Raw genomic sequence first — 12,441 nt, forward strand, 5'->3', positions numbered from 1 at the left:
ACCAATGACTTTATTCGTCAATCTGCCATGAATCTTTAGTTATTTCTTCATCCAGAATTTTCTTAGCACGCACAATAATAATGATTCGTCCTAATAAAGGAATTTCTGGCTCAGTTTCAAACCATTGAAAATCTAATTCACCAGCGTTTTCAACAACAAAATAGTTGGAAGCATCCCATTGTCGTTGGGCACGATCTACTACTACCACGACTGATTCTATTCGACTTTGGTTTTGGTTGGGCAAGCGATCGCTAGAAGCTAAAATTGCTACTGGATCTTCTGCTGCCAACAGTACTTGCCAACCCGGTAACGAAAGCCAAGCTTGCTCTCCGGCAAATTTGACCATCCGAAATGGTTCAATTTCTGTGATTACAGGCACAGCTTGCAAATCTTGCGGTGATAATGGCAACTCGCCCACCACTGGCACGATTCGAGGCAATTGTTCTTCTGATTCCAGGCGGTAAAAGGGTAAAATTGGAGCCGGACGTTTGGGAACAGTAGTAAAATCAGTCAGTAATTGTTCGATTTGTTTCCTGGCTGTTGGCGTGTGAGCAAAACGCAAACCCTTGGCAATTAAGCGCGATCGCTCTTGTAAATCTGAGTTTTGGCGTGCCAGTTTCCAAGCTTGGTGAGCAACTGCATCACCTGGATGGCTAGAAAATCCTTCTGGCAAAGTACGCAAATAAGAGAATTCTTTAATTGCTTTGGCAACTTCCCGCGCTTCATCAGCATCGAGTTTGTGGATGAAAATCAGTTCGGCAGCGGCAGCGCGTTCTTCTTGAGTAAGCAAACGCAACTCGTATAAAACATCACTACCTCGTGTGGTGTAGTGCGATTGCACTGCTTCCGAAACTCCTGACTTTTCTAAAGAATTGTAAACTTGAGAGCCAACAATCACCTGATTTTGTTGAATCGGCTCAAATCCAGTGGCTTCAAAAATTTCTTGGGGATTGTAGCCGGTTTTCTGCAACGAGGCGATCGCATACCCCCATTCCACCCAATTGCCTTGCTTTTGCCTCAACTTTCGCAGTAACTCTTGTGCTACATCGCTGGCAGTATTTTCGGGATTCTGAGCGTTGGGTGGTAGATCAGTCATAAATCAGTGTGTGAGCTTCAACTTGAGAGGTTGATTAATACCTCATGAGCAAGTTTTATTTTAATCTATCAACTACCCAGAGCTACTTTATTAAGTTGATTTGTAGCAAGTTCAACTAAATCACTAAGATATTTCCGGAAGCAATTTTTTCCGTATTGAATAATTAAATGTGTCTAAAAAGATAGACTACCTCCGTAATAACCCATGATAAAATCCAGCTATTCTCAATTAAGCTTGGTATGGAATATAACAAGATAATGAAATATATAAGGAAAATATCTTATGGATAATCCTAGCCTCGAAATAAATAAACTCCAATATCAAGTGATGACTCTCGAACGACCAAAAAAGCTGAAAATTTTAGTAGTTGACGATGAGCCAGATAATCTCGATCTACTTTATCGTACTTTTCGACGCGATTTTAATGTTTTGAAAGCTGATAGTGGGGTAAATGCCCTACAAGTTTTGGCAGCAGAAGGGGAGGTAGCGGTGATTATCTCCGATCAACGGATGCCAGAAATGAAAGGAACTGAGTTTCTCAGCAAGACTGTACCTCAGTTTCCCGATACAGTCAGGATAATTCTCACCGGATTTACTGATATTGAAGACTTGGTAGAAGCGATTAACGCTGGACAAGTCTACAAATATATTACTAAGCCTTGGGATCCAGGAGAACTCAAGGCAGTGGTGCAAAGAGCAGCAGAAACCTACGACTTACTCAAGCAACGTACAGAAGAATTACGCCGCGCTCATGCTCAAATAGCCTTGTTGAGTGTTTTGGTACAGGTAACTCAAGCAGCTTGCAGCTTAGAGGAAACTCTCACCCCAATTGCTAGGGCTTTTGATGAAACTTTCGGTACTCAAAGGTGTATTATACAACTTATAGATGAAAATACTCTGCTTGAGATTCAAGGAAATTACAGCGATACAGGTACAATAGAAAACTGGCTTTCCCAAGATTCTCTCACTCAAGAAGCGATCGCCACACGGCAAATGCAAGTTTCATTGAATATACTTAAAGATACTAAATTAAACAATGTTATTCATTATCAAAGCAGTGGTATACAAGCACATTTAGTGATGCCGATTAGCTACCGCAATCAACTATTGGGTGTATTGTCGCTACAGTGGAAAAAACCTTGCATTTTGCGAGAAGATGAATTAAAGCTGATTGATTTATCAGCACAACTAGTGGCGATCGCACTGACTAGTAGTAGCTGCAATCAAACCATTGTGTAGTTGTCATTAGTCATTTGTCCTTTGTGCTTAGTTTTTGGTAAATGAGCAATGACTAATGACCAATGATTAACGACTAAATAACTAATGACTAACGAAATTCAGTCCATTTTTAACCGCATTGCTCCAGTTTATGACCAGTTGAACGATTGGTTGAGTCTTGGACAACACCGAATCTGGAAAGAAATGGCAGTCAAATGGAGTGCTGCTAAATCAGGTGATACTGCACTAGATTTGTGTTGCGGTAGCGGTGATTTAGCTTTTCGTTTGGCACGGCGTGTAGGAGTAACAGGACGAGTGTATGGAGTAGACTTTTCTGCAAACCTGCTAAAAACTGCTAAAGAACGCTCGCAAAAGCAGTACCCCGAACCTGTTATTGCCTGGGTAGAAGCCGACGTGTTAAATTTACCCTTTAATGATAACGAATTTGATGCCGCAACAATGGGCTATGGTTTAAGAAATGTTAAAGATATTCCCCGCAGTCTCCAAGAGCTATACCGTGTGCTGAAACCGGGTGCTAAAGCGGCGATTTTAGACTTTCATCAACCGAGTAATCCTCAGCTACGCGGCTTTCAGCAATGGTATCTGGATAGTTTTGTGGTTCCAGTTGCAGATTTTTTGGGCTTAAAGGAAGAATATGCTTACATTAGTCCCAGCTTAGACCGCTTTCCCCTCGGCAAAAAGCAAGTAGAGTTAGCTCATCAAGTTGGTTTTACCGTTGCCACACACTACCCCATTGCGAACGGTATGATGGGAGTGCTAGTAGTCAGTAAATTTTAAATTTTAGATTTGCAATTTTGGATTGGGGGCTGCGGAACAGGTAATAACTAATTGAAATTCGTTAGTAGTTATTGAAAGATAACTCACGACTAATAACCGCCAATTAACAATCCCTAATACCTAATTTCTAATCTAGAATTCAAAATCTCAAATTCTAAATCCCAAATTCTGTGGACTGGTCTCATCTTTGGCTTTATGTTTCTCCCCCAATACTGGGTGGAATTATTGGCTATTTTACAAATGATATAGCCATCAAAATGTTGTTCCGTCCCTACCGAGCAATTTATATTGCTGGACGAAGAGTACCCTTTACCCCTGGATTAATTCCCCGCAACCAAGAACGTCTGGCTCAGAACATTTCCAATACAATTATGGGGTCGCTATTAACGCCACAAGAATTGCAAAATCTGGCACGGCGTCTGTTACAAACAGAACGGGTACAAGCAGCAATTCTCTGGTTATTACGGTTAGCGGTCGAACAAATCAAAACAGATAAAAACCAAAAGAGTGCGAAAATCGTAGCAGGAATTTTGCGGGATTTAATAGGAGAATCCTTGCCAAGATTACTGAAGGTTTTGGCGCGACGAGAAGACTTTTTGGAAGCGCAAATAAATCAAGTTTTTGACCAGATATTGCTAGAGTTTCAACTGACTGAAGAACAAGCCACACGGCTTGCTGATTGGTTATTGCAAGTAATATTACCACCAGATGTATTGCGGCAAGTAATAGTTGATTTTTTGACTGATCGCACAATTCAAATTATTGATGAAGGCTTTCGGGAAAAAACCAGTGGTACCTACTGGGTAGTGGCAAATTTATTTGGTTTACGTAATACTCTCACCCGACTAAGGACTTTTTGTTTAGATGAAAAAGAGGCTACCAATACTCGCTTGCAGGAATTAACTCAAGATTTGCAAGTGCGCGATCGCATTCGGAAATTACTGCAAAATTTATCATTACAAAACTTACCAATTGGAACGGTACGCCAACTACGAAAGACTACACGTGAAAGTGTCCGTCATTACGTGCAAACAAGTGGCAGCGATTTGCTACAAGGGTTAACTGATTCTGTGAATTGGGAAAATATTGCTGTAGTGCTGTTGAATCGTCTGAGTACTTCACCCGTTGTCAATACTTCTTTAGAAGTAATGAGTCAAGAATTAGCTTTTATTTTAGAGAAGTATTTGGAAAAAGATTTAGAAGCAATAGTGGCACAAGTGATTCCGATTTTGTCCATAGATGAAGTGATTGTTGACCGTGTGAAATCTACTTCTCCTGCTGATTTAGAAGCTGCTATTGAAGGAATTGTCAAAAACGAATTACAGGCAATTGTAACTTTAGGCGGTATTTTAGGTTTTGTTGTGGGATTATTTCAAACAGGGTTTTTACTTTTGAGTCAATTTTAAATTTTATCAAAGTATAGTTGTCGGAATAAAATTAAGCGATCGCCTTTGAACACGAGGTTTAAGTAAAAAGCGATCACTATTGTTTTTATTTAGTTTTGCTCTGAACACTTGTGAATGCGTTGACGTAGCCCCCCGCAAGTATCGCCCCAATAACTAATGACTATCTGTCCTTGAAAAAAGCTCTAGCACTGGCTACCTGTGGAGCAAATTCAGCCAGAGTTAGAAGCTGTTCGTCACGCTTAGTAGAGGTTATTTAACCAGTTAGCTTCAGGTCCGATTTTTAACTAATGGGCAGGAGGAGAATCGAACTCCTATGACCGCAAGGTCGCCACATTTTGAGTGTGGTGCGTCTACCAGTTTCGCCACCCGCCCTTATATTCAACTTAACTATTATACTATATTGAGTGATTTTGCAGCAACAAATCTGAAGATTGATTTTCAAAGTATTGCTAAATTAATAGTTTTAAGTATTTACGCCAATATACTATTTAGCTGTATTACATAGCTGGCAAGTATTTCCAAACAGAGAATTCTCTGCTTAGGATGTCTCAATGATTTGAGTCCTGTATTTTTACTGTTTACTCTTATAGGGATTCACTTAACTTCAGCGCTTAAAGGCGTGTAAACATTAATAAACTAGGGTCAATATCCTCTAGCTTGGCACAGCCGCTAAGTGCCATTGCCAAACTTAACTCGTCTTGGAGAAGTGAGATGACATGAGATACACCAGCTTGTCCTGCTACAGCTAGTCCCCACAAAATCGGTCGTCCGATAAGTACCGCTTTTGCTCCTAATGCTAAAGCTTTAAGAATGTCTGTACCTCTACGGATGCCTCCATCCAACACTACTTCTAACCTACCATTGACTGCTATTACTATTTCTGCTAGAGCATCTAAAGAAGCGATCGCACCGTCGAGTTGTCTGCCTCCATGATTAGAAACAATAATTGCTTTGGCTCCATATTCTACAGCCCGCAATGCATCATCTGAGCGTAAAATTCCTTTGAGTACTAGAGGTAGTGGAGATATGGACTGCAACCATTCCAAGTCCCTCCAAGTGACTGCTGGGTTTAGCTGTTGGGCAAAATAGGTAAATAACCCAGATTCGCCTTTTTCATGGGAAATATCTATCCCTGATATAGTTGCAAGATTAGCCAAATGTAGGTCTACAGGTAAAGCAAACTCATTACGTCTATCTTTTTCACGCTGTCCGAGAACTGGTGCATCTACAGTTAGACAAAGTGCTTTGTAACCTGCTTTATATGCTTTTTCTACCAAAGCACGAGTCAATCCCCGGTCTTTGTGGATATAAAGCTGGAACCAGCGCAGAGAATCTGGAAAGTGTTCGCAAGCGCTTGCTACTTCTTCAATACTTTTTGTTGCCATTGTACTTAACACCATGCCGACACCAGCTGATGCTGCGGCTGAGGCGGTGGCAATTTCTCCATCGGGATGAGCTAGACATTGAAAAGCCATCGGTGCAACTAGTAAAGGTAGTTGCAGAGGTTGTCCTAAAATGGAGGTATTGAGATGGCGATCGCTAACATCAACTAATATCCGAGGTCGCAGCTTGATTCGCTCAAAGGCAATACGATTATCTCGCAAGGTGATTTCATCCCAAGCACCACTACTGTAGTAATCAAGTGTCATTTGGGATAGATACTGTTTTGCGAGTTTTTCGTATTCAAAGAGGTTAATAGGTTGAAAGCGATCATCGTTGGGTACAACTGTCATGGTAGCGACCGTGGGTTAAGTGATGGAATGTCTTTTTAATTCCATCAAAATTATGATATATCGCTAAGGAACCTATTTAATAATTCTTCTAATTTTTGTTCATAAATAGGTGATAAATGTATAATTAAATTTCTATCCTCATCTTCTATATTTTTATTTCTTTCTAACGTGGTCTTTAAAGTCGATAAAAATCTATCGCTTTGGAACGTAAAGGATTATTTGAGGAAAGTGCTTCTGGTTCGTCTATTGCTTGTTCCGGTTTTTTATTAATAATTAAAAAGCTTGTGTTCTTAATTCATAATTCGCAAATTCTTAATTACGAATTACGAATTACGAATTACGAATTACGAATTATTTGCTCAAGAGATATTGCCTTGCCTAGTGATTCTGGTAAATTCACCAGTTTCGCCACCCGCCTTTGGGTGCAACTTCACCATCAGTAGATTTAAATCCGTGACCTTGAATTAGAGATTGATATTCTGTGCTGCTTGCCCAGCGGTCAATTTCTCGCGCCCGTAGCACTGGTACCGGATGAGTTAATTGGGCTGTACGGGCAGCTTTGACCATTTCACCAAGTTCAGTCTTGCTAATATCATCGTAAGCGCGGGCTTGGGCAACAAAGGCATCGAGGTTTAATTGCGGTGCTAAAGTGGGAGAACCACCAGCTAGTTTCATCAATACGGACATAACAACTTTAGGGTCTTGGGTTGCTAACAATGCAGCGCGATCGCAGGTAAACTCAGCACAGCGCACCCATTCCAAAAGTTGTGCTTGTATTGCTTGGGCAATAAAGGCTCCGACATTCGGCACAATTGCCGCAGCTAATATTAGTAAATTTACAGGTGTCAAATAAACGCTATGGTCACACTTGAGATGTCCCAACTCGTGGGCAATTACTGCTTGGATTTCCTCTGGTGTGAGGATATCAATTAAGGAAGTATGCACAACTATAAAAGGTTGCTTACCCCGTACAGCAAAAGTATAAGCGTTGGGAGCTGGATGCTGTCGGACATACAATTGAGGAGGCTCTATATCCAAGATTTTGCAGGCTTGTAACAACAACTGATGTAAATCAGGCAATTGTTTCTCACTCACCAGAACGCTTGAGGCAATATTTTCTACATAAAAAACCTGCTCTGCCATTGGGCCAAGCCAATTTCGCACCAACATATCGATGCCTGGTATCTGCTTGAGCGCATTAGTAGCTTCCAGGTCTAATGGATGACGAAATGAGTCAGCTTTTAAACCAATCAGGGGGGTTTTGAAGAAAGACATAGTGCAGCAAGCTATAAAAAATACAACTATGGAATCTGGCTGGTTAAATGAAACAGCCTCCCAAAGATAGTATAGCGATTAAGTCGGGTCGGCATTACCCACTAAGATATTTAGGGGGCATTGGGCATTGGGAGTATAGGATGGTCGGGTGATGGGGTGAAATGCTCTTTGCATCACCTCATCACCTCATCAGAGCATCAATCTCAACTTATCAATTTCAACTTGATAGGCTAGTGACACTGGGAAGGATTTGTGCATCTGTTGATACTTCTCCCACTCGTAGGATTTTAGCTCCCAATTGCTGCAACTTCGCATCAAGTCGATCATAGCCGCGATCAAGGTGTTGTAATCCCTGAATTGTGGTTTGTCCTTCTGCTGCTAGTCCTGCTAATACTAGTGCTGCGGATGCTCGCAAGTCAGTACCTAATACTGGTGCACCAGACAGCTTCGGTACTCCCCTAACGAAAGCAGCATTGCCTTTGACACGAATATCTGCTCCCAAACGATTTAACTCTGAGGCATGACGCAAGCGATTTTCAAAGACAGATTCGTTAATTACGCTGTCGCCTTCGGCTAATGTCAGCAAAGCCATGAACGGCGCTTGCATATCTGTAGGAAAACCTGGATGGTATTGGGTTTCAATATCTGTTGCCTTCAGGGTTTTTGCTGGGAGAATACGTAAGTGTTCAGGTGCTTCCTCGATTATTGTCACTCCAATATCGCGCAGCTTGGCAATCACTGGTATGAGATGTTCTGGAGCGACCGGTGAGAGCATAAGTTCTGAGCGGGTAATTGCTGCTGCTACTAAAAACGTTCCTGCTTCAATGCGATCGGGGATAATACTGTAATCAACAGAATGCAACTTGGGGACTCCTTCGATGATAATTCTGCTAGTCCCTGCCCCAGTAATTTTTGCTCCCATCGCATTACAGAAGTTAGCTAAATCAACTACTTCCGGTTCTCTAGCAGCGTTTTCAATGATTGTTTCGCCTTCTGCCAAGGTAGCCGCCATCATCAAGTTTTCCGTCGCTCCGACACTGGCGATGTCTAAATAAATTTTCGCTCCTTTTAACCTGCGGTTGCTACCAGGAACGTAGGCGTTACAAATGCCATGTTCAATTTGCACCTCCGCTCCCATTGCTTGCAGTCCCCGGACATGCAAATCAACTGGTCTTGCTCCGATAGCACAACCACCTGGTAAGGGCATCTGCGCTACTCCCAGTCTTGCCAAAATCGCACCAATGGCAAAAAAGCTTGCCCTCAACTGGGTAACTAATTCGTAGGGAGCTTTTGATGTTTTAATTTCGCTGGCGTTGATGTCTAAGATGTCGCCCTGGCGTTTTAAACGTACACCCAAAGCCGATAACACCTGACCCATCCTCTCTACATCCGCTAACAAGGGAACATTGCGGATGCGACAATCACCTGGACACAGCAATGCTCCAGCCATGATTACTAATGCTGCATTTTTTGCCCCACTAATTTTTACATCACCTCGCAAAGGATGCCCACCCCAAATTTGCAAGACTGAGGAGTCCGCTTTGGGAGCAAATTTGGCATCTGGTAAGCTGCTAGAAGGATTAATAATCCTACCTCCAAAATTAATATGTATTTTATATGTCTGAAGTTGGTTTTGATTCTACAGTAAAGATTCAATTTGTCCACGTTTTAGAACAACATCTGTGATTGAAAAATTATGTTTTTACTCATAAATTAACAATCAAAACCAGCACTAGTAAGCTTTTCAAGCTTTTGAGAACTTTAACAAAAAAGACTGGCTCAGTAGTACTTACAAGTAACAAAAAATACTCAATAATCTAACTTAGGTATTTACTAAAAATCAATACTCCAATGGATATTTTAGAGCATTGCTGAATGAAGGGATGAATTGATTTATATAGATATAGTTTGATACTTAAAATAATCAACTAATTAATTAATCGACTATTTTACCATTTCTTATTTTTTAGAAGACCATAATATTTTCGGGAAAGACGTAGAATATAATCTCTAATTATTGTATTTTTTATTTATACTTTTATCAAATATGTTTGAGTTATATAAGAGTTTCCTTCAGTGATAAAACTTGGGCAATTTTCAAACTGTGTCATCTAAAATAAATTAATTAGCTATTATTAAGTACAATTTATAAAATATTTATCACTATAAATATATATGTTATTATATATTAAAAAAATAAAAAGTTATTTATTTAGATAATTTAAAAACAAGTAACTTTGAATTGTTATTGTAACATTCATGAATAAGGGTTATATAGGCATTGATAGTAGTCATGGGTTGGTTTTTTAAGGGCGATCGCTCTGACGAGTTGAGCATTTTCCTATTGAAGGAGTATATTTTGAGAAAATGCGATCGCTAACTTGAGATTAACTATAAAACTTTCAATCAAAGTAATTAAAGCGAATTACCAACTATTTAATTTGTTTTCTCAAGGATGGTATCAGAATCATAATTCCTCTAACAACTTCTTCAGGGGTAGCCGTGCCATTGATTACCTTTGATACAATTGACATCATTTCTAAAGCTAGATTTGTTAGAATTCCACTTGCTTCTAACCGCTTCAATTCCAAAACGTCAATACCTGCTGCTAATTCATCTGAATACTCTTCTACACTCACTCCAAAATCTTCAATTTTTGACATAGCTATAATTTCCTGTTTTTTGTTCAACTTCTATATCCAAGCATCTTATCGTAGCTATTAAGTCCAGCGATGTCTGTCTTGAAAAGTTCAGATTGGCGGAAGCCGCTGCTCCGACTTTTCGCTATGACGGGCGTAGCTGCGGCATCAATTAAGCTGGAGATGCAAAAGAGCCGTCGCCAAGTGGGAACACTAGACTTAGACATTGCTGGAAGTCACCCCACACTATGAGCATGACACTTACAAGTCTTCGAGCGGCCTTACAAAGCCTGCCCGAAAATGCACCTGAACCTGTTGTTAACGACCTTTTCGCTCCTCACTTACTGAGAGCATTAGGGTTTCAATCTGAAGAAATTCATCCAGAATATAACACTGGTGACGGAGATGTTGATAAAGCAGCTAGGAAAACCATTAAAGATGATATTTTTTTACATACAAAATCTAATCCATATCTGCTACTGGAGTTGAAAGGGAGGGATATTAACCTATCTGTAAATACTGCACAGTATCAAAAAACGGTTCATCAACTGAAGCGTTATCTACTTGCACCTAATTGTCAAACAGTCCAGTGGGGGATTATTACTAATTCTTGCCATATTCAACTGTTTCGCAAGCATGGAAAAGTGATTTATCCTGCAACACAGTGTCTTCCACTTGATGCAGATAATATTGATAATGTAGTTGCTTCAATTCGGAAAAAAATTGAAAATCCCACTAAAGCCTTAACCATTGCAATTTATAACAACAAAGGTGGGGTAGGTAAAACGACAACTACTGTTAATTTGGCAGCTATCTTAACTTTTTTAGGGAAAAAGGTTCTAGCGATTGATTTCGATCCAAATCAACAAGATTTAACGAGTTATTTAGGTCTTCCATTAAGTAATGGTAGTGTATTTGAGGCTCTTACAGAACGGAATATAGAACTTCAAAGTTCTCTACATCCTTATAAATTCCCTCTAAGGAAGGTTAATTCAGAACTTAGATTTGATATTATTCCTGCCGATCTAAAACTGACAGATGCATCTGAAAATCTGTTGCGTAATTACTTAAAATTTCACACTCTTTATGACAAATTAGAGTTCTCAAGGCAAGAATACGACTATATTTTGATAGATCCACCACCCAATTGGCGAGTGTTTAGCCAGCTAGCTGTATATGCGGCTGATGTCGTTCTCATTCCCACAAAGCATAACAATCTTTTCTCTTTAGAAAATGCAGCAATAGCAATCAAGAAATTCATTCCTGAAGTCCAATCTCAAAAAGCTGATGGTAGCCCTATTCCATTGCCAATTTTTTTCAATGGAGAAAAGATTACATTACCTCAGATAGCAGTTACTCAACAAGAAATTAATAATATTCTTAAAACTGCTAAAAAAGAGGGATTTGATTTACTGCCTTACTTCTATCCCAAGTATACCAATGCCAACAAAGACCTTCGTATTCATCAGGTTCCAAGCTACGCTAACATAGCTGGTTCAGTTTTCTCACGTATTCCTGCGGTTTATCGAGATCGATCTGCTCATGAATATTACAAAAATCTAGCAAAGGAGTATTTTTTACAATGAGTAGCCTCAGCGATATTGGAAACTTGATGCATTTATATTTAGATGAAATTGACCCTGGTGAAGGAACTGATGCACCTGAATTTTTAATTAAAGCTTCAGCTCATTTACTGAATCAAAAAGGTGGAAGAAATTGGATTCCGGTAATTGTAAAAGAAACTGGCAAAAATAAGTATCAAGTCATTGCTAACTCTTTCATTTATGCAATTGCAGAAGCCGCTGGTTTAGATCGTGTTTGGTGCATTATTACCGATGGTAGTAATGAGACAATTGGAGTCACAAAAGTATTGGCAGGAGAAGAAATTCCAAAAATCAATCTCTCTAAGGCATCTAGGGATGAAATTAAAGCAGCATTAGAGTATTTAGTCAAGCAACCAGATAGCATTCTCAAAGCAGTTAAACCTGCTATAGCTACAAACCGAATTGATGAAGCTCCTCGTGAATATTGGAAGACATTAGATCCAATTGTTGATTTAAAGTGTGGCATTACCAAAGGTAAAAAACTTGATGCTTTAAATCAAGTGTTTTATCTAACTCCTCAACCAATGCCAGATACAACTACTGATATCGGTGTTCTCAAAACAATGACAACAGCCGATCTAAAAGTGATGGCAAAAAAACAAGGAATTACTGGCATCACTAAAATGAAAAAAGACGATCTTGTTAAAGTATTGAGTAAGCCTTCAAAGTAGC

11 protein-coding genes and 1 tRNA gene are annotated in these 12,441 nt (G+C 39.7%); 6 read left to right on the forward strand and 6 right to left on the reverse strand.

Annotated features, from left to right (window positions below):
* Positions 1 to 10: 10 nt before the first annotated feature.
* A complete protein-coding gene (locus tag FCR06_RS18390) occupies positions 11 to 1,096 on the reverse strand; it encodes a RuBisCO accumulation factor 1 (protein ID WP_138502214.1) in 1,086 nt (361 codons plus the stop codon).
* 282 nt (positions 1,097 to 1,378) lie between these two features.
* Here FCR06_RS18390 and FCR06_RS18395 point away from each other — a divergent pair, with 282 nt between their 5' ends.
* The 3 genes from FCR06_RS18395 (at position 1,379) to FCR06_RS18405 (ending at position 4,518) form a co-directional block, all read left to right on the forward strand.
* A complete protein-coding gene (locus FCR06_RS18395) occupies positions 1,379 to 2,335 on the forward strand; it encodes a response regulator (protein WP_138502216.1) in 957 nt (318 codons plus the stop codon).
* An 84-nt stretch (positions 2,336 to 2,419) separates the two neighbouring features.
* Positions 2,420 to 3,112 (forward strand): bifunctional demethylmenaquinone methyltransferase/2-methoxy-6-polyprenyl-1,4-benzoquinol methylase UbiE, encoded by a 693-nt coding sequence (gene ubiE / locus FCR06_RS18400; RefSeq protein WP_138502218.1) that lies wholly within the window; start codon positions 2,420 to 2,422, stop codon positions 3,110 to 3,112.
* A 170-nt stretch (positions 3,113 to 3,282) separates the two neighbouring features.
* Positions 3,283 to 4,518, forward strand: a complete 1,236-nt coding sequence (locus FCR06_RS18405) for a DUF445 domain-containing protein (protein WP_138502220.1) — start codon at positions 3,283 to 3,285, stop codon at positions 4,516 to 4,518.
* Positions 4,519 to 4,806: 288 nt separating this feature from the next.
* Here the strand turns inward: FCR06_RS18405 and FCR06_RS18410 are convergent.
* The 5 genes from FCR06_RS18410 to FCR06_RS18430 form a co-directional block, all read right to left on the reverse strand.
* Positions 4,807 to 4,890: transfer RNA gene (locus FCR06_RS18410), tRNA-Leu, on the reverse strand.
* 239 nt (positions 4,891 to 5,129) lie between these two features.
* A complete protein-coding gene (locus FCR06_RS18415; RefSeq protein WP_138502222.1) occupies positions 5,130 to 6,251 on the reverse strand; it encodes an alpha-hydroxy acid oxidase in 1,122 nt (373 codons plus the stop codon).
* A gap of 396 nt (positions 6,252 to 6,647) precedes the next feature.
* Entirely contained in the window at positions 6,648 to 7,526 is an 879-nt protein-coding gene (locus tag FCR06_RS18420) for a M48 family metallopeptidase (RefSeq protein WP_138502224.1), read from the reverse strand.
* 217 nt (positions 7,527 to 7,743) lie between these two features.
* On the reverse strand, positions 7,744 to 9,111 hold the full coding sequence (gene murA / locus FCR06_RS18425) for a UDP-N-acetylglucosamine 1-carboxyvinyltransferase (protein WP_138502226.1): 1,368 nt from the start codon (positions 9,109 to 9,111) through the stop codon (positions 7,744 to 7,746).
* Positions 9,112 to 9,958: 847 nt separating this feature from the next.
* On the reverse strand, positions 9,959 to 10,189 hold the full coding sequence (locus tag FCR06_RS18430; RefSeq protein WP_138502228.1) for a hypothetical protein: 231 nt from the start codon (positions 10,187 to 10,189) through the stop codon (positions 9,959 to 9,961).
* 69 nt (positions 10,190 to 10,258) lie between these two features.
* On the opposite strand from FCR06_RS18430, the gene FCR06_RS32785 reads away from it, so the two are divergent.
* The 3 genes from FCR06_RS32785 to FCR06_RS18440 are packed head-to-tail and all read left to right on the forward strand — an operon-like array spanning position 10,259 to position 12,440.
* A complete protein-coding gene (locus FCR06_RS32785) occupies positions 10,259 to 10,417 on the forward strand; it encodes a hypothetical protein (RefSeq protein WP_189523481.1) in 159 nt (52 codons plus the stop codon).
* 2 nt (positions 10,418 to 10,419) lie between these two features.
* Positions 10,420 to 11,751, forward strand: coding sequence for a ParA family protein (locus tag FCR06_RS18435; RefSeq protein WP_223280190.1), 1,332 nt, complete (start codon positions 10,420 to 10,422; stop codon positions 11,749 to 11,751).
* Positions 11,752 to 11,777: 26 nt separating this feature from the next.
* Positions 11,778 to 12,440, forward strand: a complete 663-nt coding sequence (locus tag FCR06_RS18440) for a Rho termination factor N-terminal domain-containing protein (RefSeq protein WP_223280191.1) — start codon at positions 11,778 to 11,780, stop codon at positions 12,438 to 12,440.
* The last annotated feature ends 1 nt before the right edge of the window (position 12,441 follow it).

The organism is Nostoc sp. PA-18-2419 (assembly GCF_005869855.1).
GTDB lineage: Bacteria > Cyanobacteriota > Cyanobacteriia > Cyanobacteriales > Nostocaceae > Nostoc.

Bases quoted from the DNA above. Each gene is read 5' to 3' on its own strand.
- ubiE (WP_138502218.1), top strand. From the start codon at position 2,420: ATGACTAACGAAATTCAGTCCATTTTTAACCGCATTGCTCCAGTTTAT.
- FCR06_RS18395 (WP_138502216.1), top strand. From the start codon at position 1,379: ATGGATAATCCTAGCCTCGAAATAAATAAACTCCAATATCAAGTGATG.
- FCR06_RS18430 (WP_138502228.1), bottom strand. From the start codon at position 10,189: ATGTCAAAAATTGAAGATTTTGGAGTGAGTGTAGAAGAGTATTCAGAT.
- FCR06_RS18435 (WP_223280190.1), top strand. From the start codon at position 10,420: ATGACACTTACAAGTCTTCGAGCGGCCTTACAAAGCCTGCCCGAAAAT.
- FCR06_RS18420 (WP_138502224.1), bottom strand. From the start codon at position 7,526: ATGTCTTTCTTCAAAACCCCCCTGATTGGTTTAAAAGCTGACTCATTT.
- FCR06_RS32785 (WP_189523481.1), top strand. From the start codon at position 10,259: ATGTCTGTCTTGAAAAGTTCAGATTGGCGGAAGCCGCTGCTCCGACTT.
- FCR06_RS18440 (WP_223280191.1), top strand. From the start codon at position 11,778: ATGCATTTATATTTAGATGAAATTGACCCTGGTGAAGGAACTGATGCA.
- FCR06_RS18415 (WP_138502222.1), bottom strand. From the start codon at position 6,251: ATGACAGTTGTACCCAACGATGATCGCTTTCAACCTATTAACCTCTTT.
- FCR06_RS18390 (WP_138502214.1), bottom strand. From the start codon at position 1,096: ATGACTGATCTACCACCCAACGCTCAGAATCCCGAAAATACTGCCAGC.